This window comes from Streptomyces sp. NPDC031340 (assembly GCF_055569945.1).
In genome coordinates, this window is the sequence record NZ_JBVIIE010000049.1 from 1 (window position 1) to 23,691 (window position 23,691).

General features: G+C 72.4%; 20 protein-coding genes. 9 read left to right on the top strand and 11 right to left on the bottom strand.

The genetic code is table 11. The features are described from left to right. Positions 1-142: 142 nt before the first annotated feature. The gene (locus ACZ5GT_RS30600; RefSeq protein WP_469032609.1) at positions 143-919 is read right to left on the bottom strand and encodes a helix-turn-helix transcriptional regulator; all 777 of its coding nucleotides are present in this window, start codon (positions 917-919) and stop codon (positions 143-145) included. Positions 920-1,243: 324 nt separating this feature from the next. Here ACZ5GT_RS30600 and ACZ5GT_RS30605 point away from each other — a divergent pair, with 324 nt between their 5' ends. The 4 genes from ACZ5GT_RS30605 to ACZ5GT_RS30620 all read left to right on the top strand — a co-directional run bounded on the left by ACZ5GT_RS30605 (position 1,244) and on the right by ACZ5GT_RS30620 (position 5,514). Continuing rightward, positions 1,244-1,813 carry a DUF5987 family protein gene (locus ACZ5GT_RS30605; RefSeq protein WP_469032612.1) on the top strand — a complete coding sequence of 190 codons (570 nt, stop codon included), beginning with the start codon at positions 1,244-1,246 and terminating at the stop codon, positions 1,811-1,813. Beyond that, entirely contained in the window at positions 1,810-3,465 is a 1,656-nt protein-coding gene (locus ACZ5GT_RS30610; RefSeq protein WP_469032614.1) for an FAD-dependent oxidoreductase, read from the top strand. Before ACZ5GT_RS30605 ends, ACZ5GT_RS30610 begins: the two co-directional genes overlap by 4 nt. Positions 3,466-3,574: 109 nt before the next feature. After that, on the top strand, positions 3,575-4,666 hold the full coding sequence (locus tag ACZ5GT_RS30615; protein ID WP_469032616.1) for a carboxymuconolactone decarboxylase family protein: 1,092 nt from the start codon (positions 3,575-3,577) through the stop codon (positions 4,664-4,666). 212 nt (positions 4,667-4,878) lie between these two features. Beyond that, entirely contained in the window at positions 4,879-5,514 is a 636-nt protein-coding gene (locus ACZ5GT_RS30620; RefSeq protein ID WP_469032619.1) for a MerR family transcriptional regulator, read from the top strand. On the opposite strand, the gene ACZ5GT_RS30625 is transcribed toward ACZ5GT_RS30620, so the two are convergent. Continuing rightward, positions 5,478-6,446: a hypothetical protein gene (locus tag ACZ5GT_RS30625; protein ID WP_469032621.1), complete on the bottom strand. Its 969-nt coding sequence runs from the start codon at positions 6,444-6,446 to the stop codon at positions 5,478-5,480. The genes ACZ5GT_RS30620 and ACZ5GT_RS30625 overlap by 37 nt on opposite strands. Before the next feature lie 305 nt (positions 6,447-6,751). Here ACZ5GT_RS30625 and ACZ5GT_RS30630 point away from each other — a divergent pair, with 305 nt between their 5' ends. From ACZ5GT_RS30630 to ACZ5GT_RS30640, 3 genes are all read left to right on the top strand, one after another. Further along, positions 6,752-7,522, top strand: a complete 771-nt coding sequence (locus ACZ5GT_RS30630; RefSeq protein WP_469032624.1) for a DUF6008 family protein — start codon at positions 6,752-6,754, stop codon at positions 7,520-7,522. 185 nt (positions 7,523-7,707) lie between these two features. Then, complete coding sequence (locus tag ACZ5GT_RS30635) at positions 7,708-8,055, top strand: VOC family protein (protein ID WP_469032626.1); 348 nt, start codon at positions 7,708-7,710, stop codon at positions 8,053-8,055. A 104-nt stretch (positions 8,056-8,159) separates the two neighbouring features. Then, the gene (locus ACZ5GT_RS30640; protein ID WP_469032628.1) at positions 8,160-8,507 is read left to right on the top strand and encodes a DUF6204 family protein; all 348 of its coding nucleotides are present in this window, start codon (positions 8,160-8,162) and stop codon (positions 8,505-8,507) included. Here ACZ5GT_RS30640 and ACZ5GT_RS30645 read toward each other — a convergent pair. The 9 genes from ACZ5GT_RS30645 to ACZ5GT_RS30685 all read right to left on the bottom strand — a co-directional run bounded on the left by ACZ5GT_RS30645 (position 8,479) and on the right by ACZ5GT_RS30685 (position 20,708). Beyond that, complete coding sequence (locus tag ACZ5GT_RS30645) at positions 8,479-9,042, bottom strand: GNAT family N-acetyltransferase (protein WP_469032630.1); 564 nt, start codon at positions 9,040-9,042, stop codon at positions 8,479-8,481. The genes ACZ5GT_RS30640 and ACZ5GT_RS30645 overlap by 29 nt on opposite strands. Before the next feature lie 56 nt (positions 9,043-9,098). Continuing rightward, positions 9,099-10,022, bottom strand: coding sequence for a S66 peptidase family protein (locus tag ACZ5GT_RS30650; protein WP_469032632.1), 924 nt, complete (start codon positions 10,020-10,022; stop codon positions 9,099-9,101). After that, positions 10,019-11,986 carry a S9 family peptidase gene (locus tag ACZ5GT_RS30655; RefSeq protein ID WP_469032635.1) on the bottom strand — a complete coding sequence of 656 codons (1,968 nt, stop codon included), beginning with the start codon at positions 11,984-11,986 and terminating at the stop codon, positions 10,019-10,021. Before ACZ5GT_RS30655 ends, ACZ5GT_RS30650 begins: the two co-directional genes overlap by 4 nt. A gap of 5 nt (positions 11,987-11,991) precedes the next feature. Continuing rightward, on the bottom strand, positions 11,992-13,296 hold the full coding sequence (locus ACZ5GT_RS30660; protein WP_469032639.1) for a M20/M25/M40 family metallo-hydrolase: 1,305 nt from the start codon (positions 13,294-13,296) through the stop codon (positions 11,992-11,994). Next, complete coding sequence (locus ACZ5GT_RS30665) at positions 13,289-14,122, bottom strand: M55 family metallopeptidase (RefSeq protein ID WP_469032642.1); 834 nt, start codon at positions 14,120-14,122, stop codon at positions 13,289-13,291. The genes ACZ5GT_RS30660 and ACZ5GT_RS30665 overlap by 8 nt, the downstream gene beginning before the upstream one ends. Positions 14,123-14,172: 50 nt before the next feature. Further along, positions 14,173-14,859: a class I SAM-dependent methyltransferase gene (locus tag ACZ5GT_RS30670; RefSeq protein WP_469032645.1), complete on the bottom strand. Its 687-nt coding sequence runs from the start codon at positions 14,857-14,859 to the stop codon at positions 14,173-14,175. A gap of 234 nt (positions 14,860-15,093) precedes the next feature. Further along, a complete protein-coding gene (locus tag ACZ5GT_RS30675) occupies positions 15,094-17,583 on the bottom strand; it encodes a SpoIIE family protein phosphatase (RefSeq protein WP_469032647.1) in 2,490 nt (829 codons plus the stop codon). A 149-nt stretch (positions 17,584-17,732) separates the two neighbouring features. Further along, positions 17,733-20,117 (bottom strand): MFS transporter, encoded by a 2,385-nt coding sequence (locus ACZ5GT_RS30680; RefSeq protein WP_469032650.1) that lies wholly within the window; start codon positions 20,115-20,117, stop codon positions 17,733-17,735. Between the two features lie 147 nt (positions 20,118-20,264). Then, a complete protein-coding gene (locus tag ACZ5GT_RS30685) occupies positions 20,265-20,708 on the bottom strand; it encodes an SRPBCC family protein (protein ID WP_469032652.1) in 444 nt (147 codons plus the stop codon). A gap of 166 nt (positions 20,709-20,874) precedes the next feature. Between ACZ5GT_RS30685 and ACZ5GT_RS30690 the strand changes: the two genes are divergently transcribed. After that, positions 20,875-21,936, top strand: a complete 1,062-nt coding sequence (locus tag ACZ5GT_RS30690) for an Rv2578c family radical SAM protein (RefSeq protein WP_469032654.1) — start codon at positions 20,875-20,877, stop codon at positions 21,934-21,936. Positions 21,937-22,074: 138 nt separating this feature from the next. Further along, on the top strand, positions 22,075-23,652 hold the full coding sequence (locus ACZ5GT_RS30695) for an alpha/beta hydrolase (protein WP_469032658.1): 1,578 nt from the start codon (positions 22,075-22,077) through the stop codon (positions 23,650-23,652). Positions 23,653-23,691: the final 39 nt, after the last annotated feature.

Here is a 23,691-nt window from a genome sequence, read left to right on the forward strand (position 1 = left end):
GGGGGGGGGGGGGGGGGGGGGGGGGGGGGGGGGGGGGGGAGGGGGGGGGGGGGGGTGGGGGGGGGGGGGGGGGGGGGGGGGTGGTTGGGGGGGGGGGGGGGGGGGGGGCGGCCCCCCCCCCCCCCCCCCCCCCCCCGGCCGGTCACCCCGCCGCCTTCATCAGATCGGCCGTGTAACCGCCCGCGCGCACCCGCTGGAGCGCCATCAGCACCGGCGGGTCGAGAACACTCGCCTCCCGCAGCCGGAAATCGACGTCACGGGTCACCCGGGGCGGGATCTCCAGGGGGCCGACGTAACCGACGTGGACGGCCTGGCCGTCGGTCAGCGCCTCACGCGCCGCGGCCGGCACCGAGTGCCCGAGCAAATACCACGACCCCATGGGCACGCCCTGCAACTCAAAGGGACCCGTGCGGTTCAGCACGGTACAACTGACGGGCTTTCCCTCGGGGACCCTGGTGGGGAACAGGCCCAGATATATGAGCCCTAAATCGGCACCCACCGGAGCGGTCACCGAGCCGTACACCGAACCTCCGACCGCAACACCTTTCGCGGATGCCACCCTGTGGACGAATCCGCCGACTTTTCGGTACGCCGACGGCGGCAGGCCGACGCTGCTCGCAAAACGTGAACTGAATGTACCGACACTGCTGTAACCGACGGCGGAGCTGATCTCCGTCACGGTCATTTCGGTGGCGAGGAGAAGCCGCTTGGCCTCCTGTATCCGCAGGGCAGAGAGAAAGCGCCTGGGTGAGATTCCCGTGATCCGCTGAAACTCCCGAGAAAAATGGAACTTGCTATACATGGCAAAACGCGCCAGGTCATCGATGCTCAGCGGCTCAGAAAGCCTTTTCTTCATGTCCTTGATCGATCGCTCCACCGCCTTCTCGATCCCCGTGACCACATGCCCTGAACTACCCATTCTTCCTCCGAATCCGAGATGAATAGCCGATGGACAGAACTTGGGCTGTTGGTGCTCACAGCGACGATCTCCGCCAAACGGAAGCGGCTCTGCCGAATATTATTATTAGCGTCCGCTTACGGTTCAAACAAGGACGCTCCAATGTTTGACCGACACATGTGCGGGGAATATACCGCCACTCTGTTCGGCAGTCACCAACAGCAATGACGGAGATGCCGCAACCGCGCCAGGGGTGGACGATCGACCACAGCGGAACATTCCATGCAGACGGATTCAAGCAACTCGACAATGCTTTTACGTCCCGCAGGCCGAAAAGGTGCAGCGATGAGACTGGATCAACCAGCAGCGAAACAGGACAAAATCAGTACACTGGAAGCCTTCGCCGACACCATAGTCCCGGGCGAGAAGCGAAATCCGGACGATCGTGCGGTCGCCGGCGCCGCATCCGGACCCGGCGCCGTGGCGGCCGGCGCGCTCGAACTGCTCCACAACCCCGCGACCGGGCTGACGGATTCCCTGGACGAGTTCGTCCGCGCCCTGAACGCACACGCCCTGGCCCACGCCGCCCAGCACGAGCTCTCCCTCGACCCCGAGGTGCCCCCCTTCGTGGCCCTGCCCTTCGCCGACCGCACCAGCCTGGTGGCCGTGCTGACGGCTCCCGGCCACCCGGAGCGCGACCTCTGGGTCGCCCTCGCCCTGTTCAGCAACATGGCCTTCGACACCGGCGCCCATCTGCACACCGCCGAGGCGATGGCCGCCGGGCACCCGGGACTGGCCGCCATGGGCTTCGCCGCCCCGGACGCCGACGGGCTGTGGCGCTTCCCCGACTTCTCCTACGGTCGCCCGCTGGCCCGTCTCCACCCCGACACCGCGCCCTCCGGGAGCCTGGCATGAGCAGCACGGAACGGACCGACGTACTCATCGTCGGCAGCGGCTTCGGCGGCGCCATCGCCGCCTACCACCTCGCGGCGGGCGGAGCGAAGGTCACCGTGCTCGAGCGGGGGCCCTGGCTCGAATCCAAAGATTTCGAACACGACTTCCTCCTGGGCTCCTCCTACACCCGCATCTTCGACTTCGTCGTCGGCGACGGCATGAGCCTGCTCGGCGGCAACTGCGTCGGCGGCGGCAGCGTCGTCTACTTCGCCGCGATGCCCCGCGCGCCGCGGTTCGTCTTCGAGCGCACCGGCAGCATCGGCCGCCGTATGTGGCCGGCCTCGGTCGACCGCGACACCCTCGACCCCTGGTACGACGTGGTGACCGAGGCGCTCCCGATCAGCACCCAGAGCTGGAAGGACGTCACCTACGCGGGCGGCCTGTTCGCCGCCGCCTGCGACCACGCCGGGCGCACCGCGAATCCCGTGCCCACCGCCGTCGACACCACCCGGTGCACCAACTGCAACTGGATGATGGCCGGTTGCCGGTTCGACGCGAAGCGATCGCTGCTGCTGAACTACCTGCCCGCCGCGCTGGCCCATGGCGCCGAGATCCGGCCACTGCACGAGGTGCAGAAACTCACCCGCACCGACGACGGCGGCTACCGCGTGCACTACAACGTCATCGACGACACCGACTACCGGGTGCACGCCGGCAGCGGCGTCATCGACGCCAAGATCGTGGTCCTGGCCGCGGGCGCCGGCGCCACCCCCGTCATCCTGCAGCGCTCCGCCGCCGATCTCGGTGCCATGCCGCACGCCGTCGGCCGCTACTTCTCCGGCAACGGCGAGCGCCTCAACACCGCCGTCATCGACGACGACCGCGCCCGCGATCTCCTCGGCCTGGACCGCGGCGACGGCACCGCCTACCTCGCCAACCAGATCGGCAAGGGCCCGGTCGTGGCGAGCTGGGACAACCTCGACGGCCGGCTGCCCGAGTACTCCCGGTTCTCCCTGGAGCAGCTCTACTTCCCGCCCGGCTTCGGCACCATCCTCGCCCAGGTGCCCGACGCCAAGGGGCCGTCCTGGTTCGGCGTGGAGAAGACCGAGCTGGTCCGCAAGTGGCGCTCCTGGCTGACGATCTTCACGATGGTGGAGGACGACAACGAGGGCGTCTTCGGTCCGCCGCCGCCCGCCGGCAACGCCGTCCGCATCTCGCAGCAGATGCTCGGCCGCGGCCCGATCCAGTACCGGCCGACCGCCAACACCCTGCGCGCCTGGGACGAGTCGGACGCCGTCGTCAAGGACATCCTGGAGCGCGACGGACTGTCCCGGGTGATGCCCTGGACCAACGACGTGGTGGGTGCCTACACGGTCCACCCGCTCGCCTCGTGCCGCATCGGCGACGACCCCCACACCTCCGCCCTCGACGACCGGCACGAGCTGCGCGGCCACCCCGGCATCTTCGTGACGGACGGCTCGGCGGTGCCCGGCGCGCTGACGGTCAATCCGGCGCTCACCATCTCCGCGCTGGCCGAACGCGCCATCCCCGGGATCGTCCGAGCGGCCCGCGACCGGGGCGTCGCCGTCACCTACGGCGCGCCCGCCCCCGACGGCGGCACCGCCGGCCGGCGCGGCGTCCGGACACAGATCCCGTACCTCACACGCGACTAGGCCGTTTCGTTCGGATCAGGCCGGCACCCGCGACGCCGGCCCGCTCCGCAAGAAGGCCCTGGCGCCCACGACGACGGTGACCCGAAGGCAAGGGAAGAGGGGAGAAGCGATGCCGTACTCGCTCGTCCGTCCGGCCGCGCGGCGGTCGCTCGCGTACGTCCGGCACGTCCGGCACGTACCGCCGGCCGAAGCCACCGGTCTGACCGCGGCCGTCTACGAGGAGGTCGAGCGAGATTTCGGCATGCTCGCACCTCCCATCGCGCTGCACGCCCCCGAACCACCGCTGCTGGCCGCCGCGTGGACGGTGCTCCGCGAGACGCTCATCGCGACCGGCGAGCTGGCGCGCGTCCGCAAGGAGGCCGTCGCGACCGCGGTCTCACAGGCCAACGCCTGCCCGTACTGCGTCCATGTGCACGAGACCACGCTGAACGGCCTGGTGCCCGGGGCGCCTTCGAACGGCCCGGTGCCGGAGGCCGGAGTCGCCGACCCGGGAGGCGAGCTGCGCGGGCTCGCCGCCTGGGCGGAGGGCGCACCGGAGGGGCGGCCCGAGCCGCCCGCCCCGCGGGAACTGCCCGAGGCCCTCGGTGTGGCCGTGGCCTTCCACTACCTCAACCGCATGGTCAACGTGTTCCTCGGCCCGTCGCCGCTCCCGGCCCGGATGCCTTCCGTGGCCCGGCGCACCGCCTCCCGGCTGTTCGCCCTGGCGCTGCGCGAGAGCGCCCGGGCCCACCGGGAACCGGGCCGCTCGCTCGACCTGCTGCCCGCCGCCGCGCTCCCGGCCGACCTGGAGTGGGCCCGCGGCACCCCCACGGTCGCCGGCGCGTTCGCCCGCGCCGCGGCGACTGTCTCGGACGCGGCCGATCGCGTGGTCCCGGCCTCGGTCCGCTCGCTCGTCGCGGCGGAGCTGGCCGACTGGGACGGCAGCCACAAGGGGATCGGTCTCGGCTGGCTCGACACCGCGGTGACGGCACTGCCACCAGGTGACCGCGCCGCCGGCCGGCTCGCCCTGCTCACCGCGTGCGCCTCGTACCGGGTGGACGACTCCGCCGTCGCCGCGGTGCGGCAGCACGGAGGGGACGACCGTGACCTCGTGGCGCTGGTCGCCTGGTCGGCGTTCACCGCCGCGCGCCGCGTGGGCACCCTCCTCGCCCCGCCCCCGGAACCGACCGCGGCCACCCCCGACAAGCACCCCCAGGCATGACGGAACCGCGTTTCCGACGCCCCGCCAGGCCGCCTGCACACGGCCCGCGTTCCCGTCGGCGGAGGCGTACGCGCACAGCGCACGCTGGAAGATGATCGCGCCCACGTCCAGGAGAGACACTCGATGCCGTCATGGCGACCCGGTCGGGCCGTCGAGCCTGACGTCGGCACGAACACCGGGCCAGTGCCGTCAACGACCCGATGGAGAACGCAATGCTGATCGCGGAGCTCACACGGGTGACCGGCGTCCCCATACCGACGATCAAGTACTACCTGCGCGATGGCCTGCTGAAGTCCGGACAGCTCACCAGCCGTACCCGGGCGCACTACGACGACACCCATGTCCACCGTCTGCTTCTGATCCGTGCTCTGCTGCACATCGGCGGACTGCCCCTCGCCACGATCCGCGACATACTCGCCGCACTCGACGGCGACGGCTCCGCGTCCGCGCGGCTCCCCCGCTCGATCCAGGATCCGACGCCCCACGGCTGCGGGGAGCCGCCCGCTTCCCGGACCGCGGACGAACTCCTGGCGGTGGCCGAGCGCCAGGGCTGGCAGGTGTCCCCGCGCAGCGCGGAGTTCGCCGCCGCCGTCGGCATCCTGGACACGCTGCGCGCACTGGGTCACGGCGAATACGCCGACCGGCTGGACGACTACGCGGAGGCGGCGGACCTGGCCGCCTCCGCGGATCTGAGGTTTCTCCGCCGGCCCGGCAGCGACGTGACCAGACTGGAGCGAGTGGTCGTCGGCGCCGTCCTGGGCGACAGGCTGCTGGCCGAGCTCCGGAGACTCGCGCTGGGGCCGCGCCCCCGTCAACTGTTCCAGGGCGCGGTCGGGAACCAGATGTAGTCGAGCCTGCCGAGAATGCGCAGGGTCCAGTAGATGAGCGTGAAGAAGCCCGTCACCATCAACGCCGAGGCGGTGAGGGTCGCCGCCCTGCCCGGCTTTGCGGCGAGCCAGGGTTGCAGCCGCCCGCCCAGCCCGTACGACAGCAGGACGAACAGCAGTGCCATGATCAGCACGTTGCCGAGGGACTGCAGGGTGAACGCGGCCGCGCCGTACAGCGGATCGTGCTTGGTCGCCGCGTGCCGGAAGAGATCACGGAACAGCGGATACGGCCGCCCGATCAGGAAAGCGCCGACCAGGACACCCATCAGCACCAGCGGCGCGTTCGGGAACCGCCGGGAGACGGCGGCCAGCGGGTCCCTGATCAGACCCAAGGCCGCCAGGCCAAGGACGATCATGACGAGGCCGATGGTGCCGAACGTGATCATCGCCTGGGCGATCCGGGGGGAAATTCCTCCGCTGAGACCCCTGGTAGCCGAGAACTGCGGCATGTGGGTGCCCGCCAGTCCCACGATCACGCCGTACACGGCGGACACCGGAATCATGCCGACGGCCATCCAGCCCAGCGGCTCAAGGGTGTGCAGGAACCCCTTCCGCCGCATCCCCTTCTGCCCGACGAGCGGTCCCACGGCTCCGAAGACCGCGATGTTGCACGCCGTGAAGGAACCCGCCAGGCCGGTCACGAAGGCGAAGACCACTCCGGCGGCGATTCCGCCGATCGGTGTGGTCTCCGGGTTCCGCCCCAGCAGCGCGTCGGCGGTCCTGACTCCGATCTCCTGGTCGACGAACTCGGCGGACCAGGCGTAGGCGGCCAGGAGGCCGCCCACCAGGCTGAGCAACACGATCAGTCCCCGCATCCGCGGAAAGCTGCCGGAGACGAACAAGGATGTTCTGCCCGAGTTGGCGGGCGCCTGTACCGCGGCGGTCTCACTCACGCGAAAGTCCTCCTGTGGCCTGGCGTCGGGAATGACAAGTGCCGAGTGTGGGCCACGGACCCTGTCGGAGCTACTTCCGGATTGCCCACTCCCCTCAGGCCCGCAGTCGGCACTCCCTGACCGTCGCGGTTATTCCCTCCACCGGCGTCCCCGAGCGAAAACAGCAATCTGGAAGACGCGCACGCGCGGCGTTGTCCGCTCAAGTGGTGGGACACCGCGGCCCGAGGCGGATCCTCGCGATGGCTCCCCCCTCTGGCTGTCGCTGCTCATTCCGTCATGTCGTCGGATGCGAAGGAGAACGGACCATGCATATGGAGGGTCACGTATCGTTCTGGGACACCGCGGGAGCTGTGGTACTGATCTTATGGACCGTGGCCATGTGGCTGGCCGTCGCGGTGTTGGCCGTCGCCAACCGTAGATCGGTGCATCCCTGGCTATACCGGGCCTCCGCGGGCGTGATCATCCTGGGCGTCCTCGGTCAACTCGGGCACCTGCAGGAGCACATCGCCCAGGTCGGGTACTGGGTCGCCAACTCGCAGTCACCGCCCTGGATGACACCGTGGGGTGACGGCCTGGCGCGCGGCATGGGTCAGGTGGACGCCTCCAAGCCCTCGCTCGGCATGGAGATCCTTCACCTGACGGGCAACCTCGTCTTCCTGGCCGGCCTGGCCGGGGTCATGGTCATCACCCGTCGGGCCCTGCGCACCAAGGCCCACAAGTGGGGCAAGATGGGCGTGTGGATGCAGGGGATACACGGCGTGGAACACCTGTCCCTCACCCTGTCGGTCGCCCTGGGCGCCAAGCAGGCCATCGGTCTGTCCACCTGGTTCGGGCTGCTGGATCCGGGACCGGGGCTGTGGACGTACCGGATCTGGTGGCACTTCATCGCCAACGTCGTGGGGTCGATCATCTTCAGCCTCGCGGTGTGGCACCTGTGGCATGAGCGCCATGAGGTCAAGGCCACTTTCGAGCCCCGCAACAACGTGCCTGCGGCAGAATCCCTCCCGTCGACCGACGTGGCGTCGATCGGCGCGGTGCCGGCTGACGCGCGGGCCGGCGTCAGGGCGGAGCCGTGACGCCGCGTCAACTGCTCGGCCCCTGAACTCGAGGTTTCGTGACGGTCCGCCGACGGAGTCGGTGGAGTCGGTGGACCGTTATCGTGCGTCAAGCCAGTCATGAGACAAGCCGCAGGGGCGGTCGGCGGTGCGGCGATCGCGGGAATGGATCACCTTCTCCGGCCGCCCCAACTAGGCTCTGCGGCATGGACATTCTGGGAGCCACGCTGCGCGTCTGCGTCGACGACCTGGAGACCGCGGTCCCCTTCTACGAACGGCTCGCGGGCGGCCGTGCCCTCCGCTTCGAACGCGGTGGGGTCCAGGTGGCCGCGGTCGGCTGCTTCCTGCTGATGAGCGGGCCCGCGGCCGAACTGGAGGTACTGCGCAAGGTCGCCGCGACCATCGCCGTCAAGGACATCGAGGAGGCGCACCGGGTGCTCACCGACCTCGGCGCGCACATCGTCGCGGGCCCGGTCGCGACCCCGGCGGGCCGCAACCTGATCGCGATGCACCCGGACGGCACGGTCTACGAGTACGTGGACCGCGGCGCCTGACCCGCTGGGGGGCGTGCGGGCCGGAAATTCGGTGTGCGCCGTCGTCTCGTCCCCGTAGAGTCGGCCCTCGGCCGACGGGGAGCGACACGGGGAGCAGAGCGACGATGAGTGAGCAGCACACGTACCGGGTGATCGTCCGGGGGACGTGGGACGGGCTGAGCGACGCGGCCCGGCGGCGGTTGCTCGACGAGGCGGCGGACCACGGGCTGGGCAGCATGCGGTTCACCGAGGAGGGCTCGCTGACCTACCAGCCGTCGCCGCTGAAGCACTTCTCGATGCGGTTCGTGGTGGTGTCGGACGCCGCGGACGGCGAGGAGATGGCGGGCGCGATCGCGGAGGACCGCGCCGAGGCGACGCTGCGCGCGCTGGGCTACGGCTTCACCCGGATGAAGTCGACCGTCACCGACCTCGACACCATGAAGATCAACGTGAAGCCCGCATCTCGACGGTGAGCGCCCAGCGCTCGTGGTCCCGCCAGGCCCCGTCGACGTAGAGCATGTTCGGCGAGAAGCCCTCCAGGCGGAAACCGCAGGACCGGGCCAGGGCGATCGAGGCGGCGTTGCCGGGCTGCACGTTGATCTCCAGCCGGTGCAGCCGCATCGGCCCGAAGGCGTGGCGCACCACCAGTTCCAGGCCCTCCCGCATCAGCCCGCGTCCGGCCGCGTGCGCGAAGGCGCCGTAGCCGAGCGCGCCGCACTGGAAGCCGCCCTCGACGATGTTGTTGATGTTGATGAAGCCGGCGATGGCGCCGTCGCCGTGCTCGCTCTCCTTCTCGCAGACCAGGAACCCGGCCTTGGTCGGGTCCTCGATCAGCCGGCCCGCGTAGGCGGCGTAGACCTGCGGGGTGTCCGGCGGGAACAGCCACGGGTGGTGCAGGTCCTTGCTCTCCCGGGCGCGGGCGGTGAACTCGGCACCGTCCTCGTAGGTGAAGTGGCGCAGCCCCACACGGGGGCCCTCGGCGAGGTAGCGGGTCGCGGGATGCGGCATTCCGCCAGCCTACGACGCCGCCGCCCCGGTGGCCGTCGTACCGGGGCGGGGGCGGCTCAGCGCAGCGCGGGTTCGTCCAGGGTGAGCGTGCCGGCGTCGGCGTCGAGTTCGGCGCGCACGCCGAACGGGACGGTCAGGGCGCCCGCGCAGTGCCCGAACCCGAACTCCTCCGCGACGGGGACGCCGAGGCCGCCGAGCCGGTCGGCGAGGACGGCGCGCAGTGCGTCGTAGGGGCCGCAGCCGTCCCAGGAGCCGAGCGCGACGCCGGTGACGCCGTCGAGCCAGCCGGAGCGCAGGAGCTGGGTGAGCATGCGGTCGACGCGGTACGGCTGCTCGCCGACGTCCTCGATCAGCAGCAGGCCGCCCCGGGCCCCGTCGCGGGCGTGCGGGGTGCCGAGGTCGGCGGCGAGCATGCTCAGGCATCCGCCGAGGGTCACGCCCCGGGCCCGGCCCGGGACCAGGGCGGTGCCCCCGGAGGCGATGGAGCGGACCGACTCCGGGTCGAACAGGGTGGCCCTGAGGTGGTCCTGGGCACGCGCGTTCTTGAGGAAGTCGACGCCCGCGGCCGCCGGGCCGTGCAGGGTGACCAGGCCGAGGCGGGTGGCGAACGCCTGGTGCAGCACCGTGATGTCGCTGAAGCCGACGAACACCTTCGGCCCGGCCGCCCGCATCGCCGTCCAGTCGAGCAGGTCGGCCATCCGCTGGGCGCCGTACCCGCCCCGAGCGCACAGCACCGCGTCCACCGCCGGGTCGCACCAGGCGGTCTGCAGGTCGGCCGCCCGGTCCGCGTCGGTGCCCGCCAGGTAGCCCAGCCGCCCGTGCCGGTCCAGGACGTGCGGGCCCACCACCGGGTCGAGGTCCCAGCCCCGCAGCAGGTCCAGCCCGGCCTGCAGCCGCTCCTCCGGCACCGGCCCGCTCGGCGCGACGACGGCGACCCGGGCGCCGGGGGCGAGCCGGGGAGGTCGGGTCAGCTCTCTCACTTCGACAGCTCCAGGGTCGGGATGCCCCGCGGGTTCAGGCCGAAGACCTGCGCGTACAGCGAGAGTTCGGCCTGCAGGGCACTGATGGTGGTCTCCGCGCGGCGGAATCCGTGCCCCTCCCCCTCGAAGGCGATGTAGGCGTGCGGCACCCCTCTGCCCTTCATGCGGGCGAGGAACCGTTCGCACTGGACGGGCGGGCAGATCACGTCGTCCAGCCCCTGGAGCAGCAGGAAGGGCGCGGTGACGCGGTCGGCGTGCTCGGTGGGCGAGCGTTCCGCGTACCGGTCGGGCACCTCGGCGAGCGGACCGACCAGGCCCTCCAGGTACTGCGACTCGAAGTCGTGGGTCTCCCCCGAGGCCCAGCCGGCCAGGTCCAGGATCGGGTAGATGATCGTGCCGCAGGCGTAGACGTCGGTCGAGGCGAGCGACGCGGCCGCGGTCCAGCCGCCCGCGCTGCCGCCGCGGACGGCGAGCCGGCCGCGGTCGGCGGTGCCCTCCTCGGCGAGGGCGAGCGCGACGGCCGCGCAGTCCTCGACGTCCACCACGCCCCACTGCTCGCGCAGCCGGTCGCGGTACTCCCGCCCGTACCCGGTCGAGCCGCCGTAGTTGACCTCCGCCACGCCGATGCCCCGGGAGGTGAAGTAGGCGATCTCCAGGTCCAGCACCAGGGGCGACCGGCCGGTGGGGCCGCCGTGCGCCCAGACGACGTACGGCGGCAGCTCGTCGTCGGGGGCGACGCACTCGGGGTGGTGGGGCGGGTAGACGTGGGCGTGGACGTCGCGTCCGTCGGGGCCGGTGAAGGTGCGGATCTGCGGCTCGGGGTAGTACGCGGGCTCGACGGCGTCGTCGTGCTCGGCGCCGATGACGTGGGCCCGGCCGGTGCTCGTGTCCAGTTCGACGACCTCGTGGGCGCTGCGCGGGCCGGCGCCGACGGCCACGACCCGGTCGCCGTGCGCCGCGAGGGTGGGCGAGAACTCCGTCCAGGGGCCGGCCGCGTCGACGACCTCGCCGGTCTCCGGGTCGAGCACGCCGAGCGCGGCGGCGCCACGGCCGTGCACGACGGCGATCAGGCCGTTGTCCAGCGGGGCGAACCAGCGGTGGCCGAGCTTCCACAGCGGGCCGCCGAACTCCTCCTCGCGCGGGCACACCGGCTCGCCGTCCCGGTACAGGTTCCACCAGCCGGTGCGGTCGCTCGCGTACAGCAGCCGGCCGTCGGCCGACCAGTCGACCTGAGCGACCGACTCCTCGGGCCCGCCGGCCACCGTCCGCGCCCGGTGGAAGGCGCCGTCCTCGGCGACCGCGGCGCGGACCACCTCCGTGCCGTCCCACGGCATGCGCGGATGGTCCCAGGCGAGCCAGGCCGCCTCCCGCCCGTCCGGTGAGAGGCGCGGCCCGGTGACGAACCGGTGCCGGCCGTCGCTGAGTTCGCGTACGGCGTCCCGGTCCTGGGCAGCCGAGCCGTCCAGCGGTACGGCGGCCAGGACGCGGCGCACGTCGGTGGGCCCGTCGCCGGTGAACTCCTCCAGCACGCACCACACTTCGCCGCGCCCGGGCAGCACCTGCGGTTCGGCCCAGCGCAGTCCGCCGCCCACCGGGGAGACGGGGGTGAGCGGTCGCGGTTCGCCGCCGCCCGGCCCGTACCGGTACAGCCGCTGGTCGGCGAAGTTCACGAACACCACGAGCGGTTCGCCGTCCACCACGGTGCCGGCCCAGGGCTGCCCGCCGTACTCGATGACCCGGCTGCGCACGTTCCACGGGGCGGGCAGCACCGTCTCCTGCCCGCCGTCGGCGCGCCGGCGCACCAGCGTGCGCCGGCCACCCTCGGCGGGCCGGGGCTCCGTCCACCAGGTCTCGCCGCCGACGAATCCCACGTACTCGGGGTGTCCGTCGTGCGCGGCGGCGAGCGCCGCGCTGATCGGCGAAGGCCACGAACCGTACGGCAGGGTCTGCACCGTCTCCCCCATCTCTGCTAGGCCGTCCGCAGGAAGCGGTCGAGGACGCGGACGCCGAAGTGGAGCGCCTCGACCGGGACGCGCTCGTCGACGCCGTGGAAGAGCGCCTGGTAGTCGAAGCCCTCGGGGAGCTTCAGCGGCGCGAAGCCGTAGCCGGTGATGCCCAGGCGCGAGAACTGCTTGGCGTCCGTGCCGCCGGACATGCAGTACGGCACGACGTGTCCGTCCGGCGCGAACTCCTGGATCGCGGCGCGCATCCTGGCGTACGTCGGCGAGTCGAGCGGTGCCTGCAGGGCCACCTCGCGGTGGTGGAACTCCCAGTCCACGTCCGGTCCGGTGAGCTCGTCGAGGGTGGCGCGGAACTCGTCCTCGCAGCCGGGCAGGAACCGGCCGTCGACGTAGGCCACCGCCTCCCCGGGGATCACGTTGACCTTGTAACCGGCTTCCAGCATGGTCGGGTTGGCACTGTTGCGGACGGTCGCCTCGACCAGCTCGGCGGCCGGGCCGAGCTTGCCGAGCAGCTCGTCCACGTCGTGCAGGTCGGTGTCGATGCCGTACAGCGCGGCGAGTTCGGTGAGCGCGGCGCTGACGGTCGGGGTCAGCCGCACCGGCCACTCGTGCTCGCCGATCCGGGTGATCGCCTCGGCGAGCCGGGTGATGGCGTTCTCCCGGTTGACCTTGGAGCCGTGCCCGGCCCGACCGCGGGCGGTGAGCTTCATCCAGCCGGTGCCGCGCTCCCCGGCGGCGACCGGGTAGAGCTGCCGGCCGCTGCCGTCGTGGAAGGTGAACGCCCCGGACTCGCTGATGCCCTCGGTGCAGCCCTCGAACAGGTGCGGGTGCCGGCCGGCCAGGAACCCGGAGCCGTCCGCGGCGCTGTCCTCCTCGTCGGCGGTGAACGCGATCACCATGTCGCGGCGGGGCCGTACGCCGAGGCGCGCCCAGGCCCGCACGACGGCGAGGATCATCGCGTCCATGTTCTTCATGTCGACCGCGCCGCGCCCCCAGACGACCCCGTCGCGGACCTCCCCGGAGAAGGGGTGCACGCTCCAGTCGCGGGCCTCGGCGGGCACGACGTCCAGGTGCCCGTGCACGAGCAGCGCGTCGGCGGACGGGTCGGTGCCCTCGATGCGGGCGACGACGTTGGTGCGCCCCGCGGTGCGCTCCAGCATGGTGGGCTCGAGCCCGGCCTCCGCCAGCCGCTCGGCGACGTACTCGGCGGCCGGCCGTTCCCGGCAGTCCCCGCCGCCGCGGTTGGTGGTGTCGATGCGTATGAGGTCGGACGTGAACCGGACGACCTCGTCGAGCGCCTGCGCGTCAGCCATACTGCTCCTCCACGGCGGCCGAGACTACGGTGGTGACCGCCTTGAAGGTGCGGATGCCCTCGTACATGGTCGCGCTGGTGTACGCCACCTTGCGCTCCCCGGTCCGCTCGACGCCCGGCACCACGGTGGCGGCCATGGCGAGGTGCTCGGCGTCGAACTCGAGCGCGACGGTGAACGGGCCCGCGTCGACCGGTTCCTGGCGGACCGCCAGCGCGGCCGCCGCCTTGGCCGCCGCGCGGATGTCGGCGGCGGTCCTGGCGGGCGTGCGGCACACGGCCGCGTACCGCGAGACGTGGTCCTTCACGGCGACCTTCAGCGCCTCGGGCGCGTACCCGAGCGCGTCCTCGCACGCCACGTCGTCACCGGTCACGAGGACGACGGGTACCCCGAATTCGGCGACGACGCGCGCGTTCAGCAGTCCTTCGCTCGCGGGCACGCCGTTCAGCCACACGCCGGTGACGGAGTTGGCGAGGTAGGTGTGGGCGAGGACGCCCTCCTTGCCGGCGCCCGCGTGGTAGCCGACGAACGCGATGCCGTCGACGTCGCCGTGCTGCACGCCCTCCACCATGGACAGGTCCTTGTGCCGCCCGGTGAGCATCCGCACCCGCTCGTCCAGGTGTTCCAGGAGCAGGTTGCGCATGCTCCAGTGGGCCTCGTTGACGAGGACCTCGTCGGCGCCCCCGTCGAAGAAGCCCAGCGCGGCGGCGTTGACGTCCGAGGTGAACATCGACCGGCACCGCTCCCACTGCGGCGTCCCCGGCAGCACGTCGGCCGGCCAGGTGACGCCGGTGGCGCCCTCCATGTCGGCGCTGATGAGGATCTTCATGGTCCGCCACGTTACGCGGCGCGGGGACGTCCCGCTACGGGGGGCGTCCGTCAGCCGGCCCGGCCGGCCACCAGCCATTTCGACGGCAGTTCGATCCGGGTGCCGTCGGGGCCGAACTCGGTCGTATTCAGAGCGAGTTCCCCGCATCCCAGGACGGTGAGGCCGGCGCCGCGCAGGTACCGGGGCACCGCGTCGTCGGCCACCTCGCCGGGGGCTGTGCCGTGCCGGAAGACGGACGCGAGCTTGGGCGGCGGGCCGGCGGGGCCCCGCGCCAGGCCCAGCAGGAGGGGCTTGGCTGCCTCGGAGAGCTCGACGAGGAAGGCCCGGCCGCGCTCGCCGAGGAGCGCGGTGACCGAGTCCACCATCCGCTGCCGGTCGTCGGGCTCGGCCTGGTGCAGCACGCCGCGCAGGTAGACGTTGGCGTCGCCGAGTTCCGCGTGCAGCGTCTCCGTCTCGTTCTTCGCCGCGAGGTCGAGCACGCGGTGGGCGGCCTGCCCGGCGGGGTCCGCGCGACGGGCGTGCTCGACGGCCGCCGCGGACAGGTCGGCGCCCACGACGTGCGGGAAGCGGTCGGCGAGGAACCGGGTCCGGGTGCCGTTGCCGCAGCCGAGGTCCAGCATCGGCAGGCCGGGGTCGGTGAGATGCGGCTCGAAGAGGGCCAGGTGCGGGCCGGTCGTCAGGGCGGGCTCCGCGTCCCAGAAGACGGCCCCCCGCTCGTCGGGCGCCTCCCGCCACAAGCCCTACCACGCCTCCCGGTACCGACTCGTCACGCTCATGTCCACTACCCAGGGTGCGATGCGGGCCCGCCGCCGGCGACCGACGCGTACGGTCCACCGCGCCCCGGCGGCGGCTACAAGCGCCCGGCGCGTTCCTTCACGCCGCGTCCGGCACGCGTGCGCCCCTGCGCGCCGTCGCGCCCCGGTGGTGCCGTCAGTGTCCCGCGCCCCGGTGGCGCCGTCGGCGTCGTGCCGTCAGCGCCGGGGCAGGGCCAGTTCGCACCAGACGCTCTTCCCGGCCTTCGTACGGCCGGCGCCCCAGGCGCGGGCGAGCGTGCTGACCACGCGCAGCCCGCGCCCGGACTCGTCGAGGGGCCCGGCGCCGATCAGCGCGGGCAGGTCGTGGTCGTCGTCGTCCACCTCGCACAGCAGGGTGTCGCCCCGCACGAGCCGCAGCTCGACGGGACGGCCGTGCGCGTGCCGGAGGGCGTTGGTGACGAGTTCACCGACCAACAGCTCGGCGGTGTCGGCGAGTGGCGCCAGCCCCCAGGTGTGGAGCTGCTCGCGGACCACGGCACGGGCGCGGCCGGCCTCGGCCGGGTCGCGGGCGAGCCGCCATTCGGCGACGTCGTCCGGCGCGATGCCGCCCAGCCGGGCCATCAGCAGGGCCACGTCGTCCTTGCGTCCGCCGCGGGTGCTCAGGGCGCGGATGACGGTGTCGCAGGCGTCGTCCATGGAGGCGGCCGGGTGGGCGGCGGACTCGCACAGGGTCGCGAGCCCGACACCGATGTCCTCGCCGCGCACCTCGACCAGGCCGTCGGTGCACATGATCAGCCGGTCGCCGGGCGCCACCCGCACGCGTACCGCCTCGAAGGGCACGCCGCCGACGCCGATGGGGGCGCCGGTGGGCAGGTCGAGCAGTTCGCTGCGGCCGTCCTCGGCGCGGACCAGGACGGGCGGGACGTGGCCGGCGTTGGCGAGGTGCAGTTCGCCCGCGATCGGGTCGTAGACGGCGTACAGGCAGGTGGCGAGGTAGGTCTCGCCGAGGCGCCGGGCGAGGTCGTCGAGAGTGCGCAGCAGTCGCGCGGGTTCCAGGTCGAGGGCCGCCATGGTCTGCACGGCCGTCCGTAACTGGCCCATCATGGCCGCCGAGTTGAGGCCGTGGCCCATGACGTCGCCGACGACCAGCGCGGTGCGGGCGCCGGGCAGCCTGACCGCGTCGAACCAGTCGCCGCCCACCCGTCCGAGCAGGGTGCCGGGCAGGTAGCGGGTGGCGATGTCGCAGCCCGCGGTGCGCGGCGGGATGTGCGGCAGCATGCTGTCCTGGAGGGTCTCGGCGACGCTCTCCTGGTAGGTGTACATGCGCGCGTTGTCGAGCACCAGGCCCGCGCGGGCGGCGAGTTCGGCGCCGGTGACGCGGTCCATGTCGTTGAAGACGGGCCGCTCGGGGTGGCGCAGCAGGACCATGAAGCCGAGCACCACGTCGCGCGCCTTCAGGGGCACGACCAGCATGGAGCGGCCGGTGATCAGCGGCCGGATGTCCCGTTTCTCGAGCTGTGAGGCGATGGCGTGTCCCGTCTCCTCGCTGATCCGCGGCACCAGGACGGGCTCGCCGGTGGTCATGCACTGGAAGAACGGGGTGTGCGCCGGGAACGGCATGGCCTCCCCGACCGGCACCACGTCGTCCCAGCGACCCGGTTCGTCGGTGTGTTCGAGGGCGACGCGGTGCCACATGGTGGTGGTGTCCGGCACGCCCTCGGAGAAGCCCTCGCCGGCCACGACCTGCTCGCGCAGATAGGTGCAGGCGACGTCGGTGAAGCGCGGCACGACGGCTCGGCTGACCTCGGTGATCGTCCGCGCGAGGTCCAGGGAGGTGCCGATGCGGCCGCTGACCTCGTTGAGGAACTCCAGGCGCTCGCGCACGGCGGCGTACTCGAGGTCCTCGCCCTCGTCGGCGAGTTCCGGGGGCACGGACCGGCCCTCGGCGACGGCCCGCGCGGCCCGTTCCCGGCGGGCCTTGCGTTCGGCGCGCCGGGGCACACCCCAGTCGGGGGTGACGGGCACCCGCTCGTTCTGGCTGAACTCCAGCACCGGGTAGCCCAGTTCGAGGACCTGGGAGACGACACGTGCGCTTTCGTCGACGCTCATGCTGGGCAGGATCTCGGGGAGCCTGCGGGCCAGTTCGTCGGCGCCGGGGAAGTCGGTGTGCAGGGCGAAGCCGGGGGCGATGCGTTCAAAACCCGCGTCCTCGCCGGAGGCGTCTGCGGGGTTCAGCCGCGCCGCGTCGGCGGCCAGCACGAGCAGCCGTCCGCTTCCGGGGCCGACCAGGGGGTAGGCCCACCACAGGACGTCCACGCGGTCACCGGCGCGGTCGGGCACGGTGAGCCGGGCGCGGCCCGCGGCCGGGCAGCAGAGCAGACGATCGAGGGACGCCTCCAGGCCGGGACCGAGACCGTCGCCGTCCGGGTAGCCCCCGTCCGGATACGCCTCGTACGGGGCGCCGTCCTCCTCGGGCAGCGCTCCGGCGACGGGCAACAGGTCGGCGGCGGGGCGGCCGATCGCGTCCGGGCCGACGACGCCGAACAGGCGGCGTGCGCCGCTGCTCCAGTGGGAGACGAGACCGTCGCGGTCCGCGACGACCACCGCCAGCGGGACGCGTCCGGCCGCGGCGGTCCGCGGTGCCGCGTCCTGCCCGGCTCCGCGGCTGAGGGGCGCGTCCCTCTCGGTCTCGGTGCCACGGTCCATGGCCCAGGCCCTCTCTCCCCACGGCTCCGCAAGATCTGTGCCGCCGTCACCACCGTACGGCTCGGTCCGGTGGTGACGGGCACCAATGTGGGAATTGCGTTCAACCATTCGCTCCGGCGCGCGGGGCCGGACGGGCGCGCCGGGGGTGCTCAGTCCTCGTGCCCGAGCTGCAGGTCCCGCTCGGTGCGGCCGCCGCCCGCCACCTGGAGCACGGTGGCCACGGGCGGGTAGCCGGCCGCGATGACCGTGTACTCGCCGGAGGACAGGTCGACGAACCGGAAGGTGCCGTCGGGGCCGGTGGTGAGGGTGTCGGTGACGTTGCCCGCCGCGTCGAGCAGCGTCACGCGGGCGTCCTCGACGGGCCTCCCGCCGCTCGCCCGTACGGTGCCCCGCAGCACGGCGCCGCCCGCGAGTTCGACGTCCTGCCGGGTCTCCCGGGACGCCTGCACGGTGACGGGCAGCGCGGCCGGGCGGAAGGCGGGCGCGCTGGCGGCGAGCGTGTACTCGCCGGCGACCAGCTCGGTGATGACGTAGCCGCCCTCCCGTCCGCTGCGGGTGGTGGCGACGACCTCGCCGTGCACGTTGGTGAGGGTGACGGTGGCGTCCCGCACCGGGCTGCCGTCGGCGGTGACCACGCTCCCGGCGAGGCGTCCGGCGCCGCCGAGGACGACGTCGAGTTCGACCGGGCGCTCGCCGACGGTGACGGAGACGGCCTGCGGCTGGTGTCCGCCCGCGGCGGCGATGAGCACGTACGAGCCCGCGCCCGGCGTGGACAGCGCGTACCGTCCGTCGTCGCCGCTCGCGCCCCGTCCGATCTGCTGCCCGGCCACGTCGATGAGCGTGAGCGCCGCGCGGGCCACGGCGGTCCCGTCGGGGTGCTGCACCGTGCCGCAGACGGGGACCCCGGCCGGGTACGGACGGGCCTGCTGGAGGGGGACGGTCACGGTCGCGGGCTCCGTTTCGGCGGCGTTGTGGGACACCAGGGGTTTCTCCTTGAGGAAGAAGGCGATCAGGGTGCCGAGGGCGAGCACCGGCACGAGGTAGAGGAAGATCCGAGGCATGGCGTCGGCGTACGCCGCGATGTAGTCGTCGCGCAGCGCCGGGGGCATCGCGTGGACGAGCTGCGGGGTGAGGGACTCCGGGTCGGGCAGGGCGGCGCCCGCGCGCGGCGGGAGCCGCTCGTGGAGCGCGTCGGCGAGCCGGCCGGCGAACAGGGTGCCGAAGACCGCGGCGCCGACGCTGCCGCCGATCTGCCGGAAGTAGTTGTTGGCGCTGGTGGCGGTGCCGAGGTCGGCGGGGCGCACGGAGTTCTGCACGGCGAGGACGAGGACCGGCATCACCATGCCGATGCCGGCGCCGAGGACGGCCATCCAGACGCTGTAGTGCAGCCGGGGCGTGTCGGCCTGGAGGCGGGACAGCAGCCACATGCCGACGGCGGACAGGGCGCCGCCGAGCACGGGGAAGACCTTGTAGCGCCCGGTGCGGCTGACGAGCTGCCCGGAGACGATCGAGGCGCCGACGATGCCGCCCATCATGGGCAGCATCAGCAGACCGGACTCGGTGGCGGAGGCCCCGTCGACCATCTGCAGGAAGGTCGGCAGGTAGCTGGCCGCGCCGAACAGCGCGACGCCGATGACCAGGCCGACCAGACCGGTGACGTTGAAGACGGAGTCCCGGAACAGCCGCAGCGGGACGAGGGGTTCGGCGGCGAAGCGCTCGGCGACGACGAACAGGACGGCGGCCAGCGCGGCCGCGGCGCCGAGACCGAGGACGACGCGGGAGTCCCAGGCGTACTCGGTGCCGCCCCAACTGGTCAGCAGCACCAGGCAGGTGGAGGCGGCGGCGAGCAGCAGCGTCCCGGGGAGGTCCAGGCGCGGCCGGGCCGAGGGTTTCGGCAGCTTCAGCACGACGGTGACGACGGCCAGGGTGAGCAGGCCGAGGGGGACGTTGAAATAGAAGCACCAGCGCCAGGAGAGGTGGTCGGTGAAGTAGCCGCCCAGCAGCGGCCCGGCGACGGACGCGAGCCCGAAGGCGGCGCCGATCATCCCCATGAACCGCCCGCGCCGCCGGGGCGGCACGATGTCCGCGATGATCGCCTGCACGCCGATCATGAGTCCGCCCGCGCCGACGCCCTGCACGGCGCGGAAGGCGATCAGCTGGTCCATGGTCCGCGCCCGCCCCGCGAGCGCGGAGCCGACGACGAAGACGGCGATGGCGAACTGGAAGACGCCCTTGCGGCCGAGCAGGTCGCCGAGCTTGCCGTAGACGGGCAGTCCGACGGTGGCGGTGAGCAGGTAGGCGGTGATCGCCCAGGACATCCGGTCCAGGCCGTGCAGCTCGCCGACGATCTTCGGCAGCGCGGTGGCGACGATCATCTGCTCCAGCGCGGCCAGCAGCAGCGCGAGCATCAGCCCGAAGAACACCAGCCGCAGCCGGCGCGGGCCGAGTCCGGCCGCCGGGGCCGGCGCGGCGGGGGTCCGCGGGGGTGCCGGTGCCGGTGCCGCTTCCTCGTGCACCAGAGTGATCCCGCCCACGTGCCGCTCCCCTCGTCGCGCTTGCCCGCATTTCCCGCGTACGGCGACAACTACGGGCAAGGGCGACGAGTTACGGCACGGCGGTGCCCGGCACGGAGATCCACCCGATCCGGTGAGCGGCGTCAACGCCCGCCGGGCAGGCGGGACTTACTGCTGGACCTCGGTGGCGAGCCTGGCCAGCACGGCGTCGTAGATCCGGCCGAGTCCCTTGGGCGCGAAGGTCCTCTCGAAGAAGCCTCCGATGCCGCCCGCACCGTTCCAGGTGGTGGTCACGACGACGCGGGAGCTGCCCTCGCCGGCCGGGGTGACCCGCCAGGTGGTGACCATCGAGGAGTTGCGGTCCTTCTCGACCAGCTCACCGTCGGTGGGCTCGGTGACCTCCAGGAGGCAGTCGCGCACCCGCTTGCTGGTGGCCTGGAGCTTCCAGTGCACGAGGGTGCCCTCACCGTCGCCGCCCTCGCGCACCTCGTACTCGCTGAACTGCTCGGGCAGCAGCTTCGCGCGCGTGCCGCTGTAGTCGGCGATAGCGTCGAACACCTTCTCCGCGTCCGCCGCGACGACCCGCTCCGTAGTGGCCTCGACCTGCGCCATTGGGTTCCTCCAGGACTTGCGTTCTTGGGGTTGGGGCAAGCCAACCACCCCCGCCCACGGCCGCCAAATCGGGGTGCCCGCGGGCGCCGGAAGCGGTCGGAAAAGACCTCGCACGATCATGCGAACGCATGTTCTATTCTGTGCGCAGTGCTACCGAGGAGGCGTCATGCGCTGGGAGAACCTCACAGCGGAGTCCGGCGGCCACGAGCGGGCGGCCGACGCCGCGCTGTTCGGCGCGGACGCGGTGGTCAGCCGCACCTTCGACATGCCCGAGTTCCGCGGGATCACCTTCCACGAGGTGCGGGCCCGCTCGATCGTCAACCGGGTGCCGGGGGCCTCCCGCATGCCGTTCGAATGGACGGTGAACCCCTATCGCGGGTGCTCGCACGCGTGCGTGTACTGCTTCGCCCGTAGGACGCACACCTACCTGGACCTCGACGCCGGCCTCGACTTCGACTCGCAGATCGTGGTCAAGGTCAACGCCCCCGAACTGCTGCGCCGCCAGTTGGCCTCGCCCCGCTGGCAGGGCGAGCACATCGCGATGGGCACCAACGTGGACTGCTACCAGCGCGCCGAGGGCCGCTACCGCCTGATGCCGGGCATCCTGTCCGCCCTGCGCGACCACGCGAACCCCTTCTCGATCCTGACCAAGGGCACGCTGATCCTGCGCGACCTCGACCTGCTGGTGCAGGCCTCGCGGGTGACGGACGTCGGCGTCTGCGTGTCGGTCGGCTTCACCGACCCCGAGCTGTGGCGCACCGTCGAGCCGGGCACGCCCGCGCCGGAGCGGCGCCTGGACGTCGTGCGCACACTGGCCGGGCACGGCATCGGGTGCGGGGTGCTGATGGCGCCGGTGCTGCCGTTCCTGAGCGACCATCCGGCACAACTGCGCGCCACCGTGCGCGCGATCGCGGCCTCCGGCGCCACCTCCGTCACCCCGCTGGTGCTGCACCTGCGGCCGGGCGCCCGGGAGTGGTTCACGGCCTGGCTGACCCGGCGTCACCCGCACCTGGTGCGCCGCTACGAGCGCCTGTACGCGGACGGCGCCTACGCCCCGAAGTGGTACCAGCGCCGGATCACCCGTCAGGTCCACGACCTGGCACGCGAGTACGGGATCGGCCCCTCCGGCCCGGGCGAGGCCCGGCGTGGCCGGCAGCGGCAACCGGAACGGCAGCCGGAGGCATTGGAGCCACCGGAGTCCGGTCCGACCCAACTTACGCTTATCTGATGTCATTCGAGCGCATACGACGACCCGATCGGGTCAAGTATCGCCAGAACGAGTTCTTCCGGGGCCTCTTTCCGGGACTATGCGGCGTGGACCGTGACCCACGCGGTTTCCGCAACACCTCCGTCCTGGGAGGACCGCATGAGAAAACGCGCAGCCGTGCTGTGCGGTGCCGCCGTCGTCGTGGCCGGGACCGTCTCGGCCGTGCCCGCCGACGCGAGCGCCCCGAGGACCGCGCAGTCCGCGACCGCCGCGCCCCTCACCTGGAAGAAGTGCGCCACCACCGACTACCCGACACTGCAGTGCGCCTCGCTCAAGGTGCCGCTCGACCACCGGAAACCGAACGGGCGGCAGATCACGCTCGCGCTGTCCCGCGTGCCGCACACCGCGAAGAAGTCCCAGGGGCCGCTGCTGGTCAACCCGGGCGGCCCGGGTGGCAGCGGCCTCACCCTCGCCGGTTTCGTCGCCTCCTCGCTGCCCAAGGCGGTCGCGGCCCAGTACGACGTCATCGGCTTCGACCCGCGCGGGGTGGGCAAGAGCAAGCCCGCCCTCGACTGCGCCCCCGGCTACTTCAACCCGGTGCGCCCGGACTCGGTACCGCGTACACCGGCCGTCGAGAAGGCCAACCTGGCCCGCGCCAAGTCCTTCGCCGCGGCCTGCGGCAAGAAGTACCCGAGCCTGCTGCCGTACATCGACACGATCAGCGCGGTGCGGGACATGGACTCGATCCGCCGGGCGCTGGGCGCCAAGCGGATCAGCTACTTCGGCTACTCCTACGGCACCTACCTGGGCGCGGTCTACGCCAAGCTCTTCCCGGAGCACGTACGCCGGCTGGTCCTGGACTCGATCGTCGACCCCACGGGCGTCTGGTACGACGACAACCTCGCGCAGGACTACGCCTTCAACGACCGCCACCGGGCGCTGATGGCCTGGATCGCCAAGTACGACGCGACGTACAAGCTCGGCACCGATCCCGAGCAGATCGAGGCCAAGTGGTACGCGATGCGGGCGGCCCTCGCCAAGAAGCCGGCCGGCGGCAAGGTGGGCGTCGCCGAACTGGAGGACACCTTCATCCCCGGCGGCTACTACAACGGCTACTGGCCCTATCTGGCGGAGGCGTTCGCGGCGTACGTGAACGACAAGAACGCCGGCCCGCTGGTGGACGCGTACCAGAACTTCGCCGCCGTCGACGCCTCGGGCGACAACGGCTACAGCGTCTACACCTCGGTGCAGTGCCGTGACGCCTCCTGGCCGCGGGACTGGAACCAGTGGCGCCGGGACAACTGGGCGGTGTACGAGAAGGCACCCTTCATGGCATGGAACAACGCCTGGTACAACGCGCCGTGCGCGTTCTGGCCGACGAGCTCGCGGCAGCCGGTGAACATCGCCAACGGCAAGCTGCCGCCGGTGCTGCTGTTCCAGGCGACCGACGACGCGGCCACCCCGTACGAGGGCGGCGTCACCGTCCACCACATGCTGGCCGGGTCCAGCCTCGTGGTGGAGCAGGGCGGCGGCAACCACGGCATCACGCTCAGCGGCAACAGCTGCCTGGACAAGTACCTCGCGGCGTACCTGGCCGACGGCACGGTGCCGCGCGGCGGCGGCGAGGCCGACGCGGTGTGCCAGAAACTGCCCGACCCGAAGCCGCTGAGCAGCAGGGCGGCGGCGCCGTCCGCCCACGGCTCGGCGCTGCACGGCCTGCTCGGCACCCGCGGCTGAGCACGGCCCCGCCGCGGGGTCCCGTCGGGGGCGTTGTCA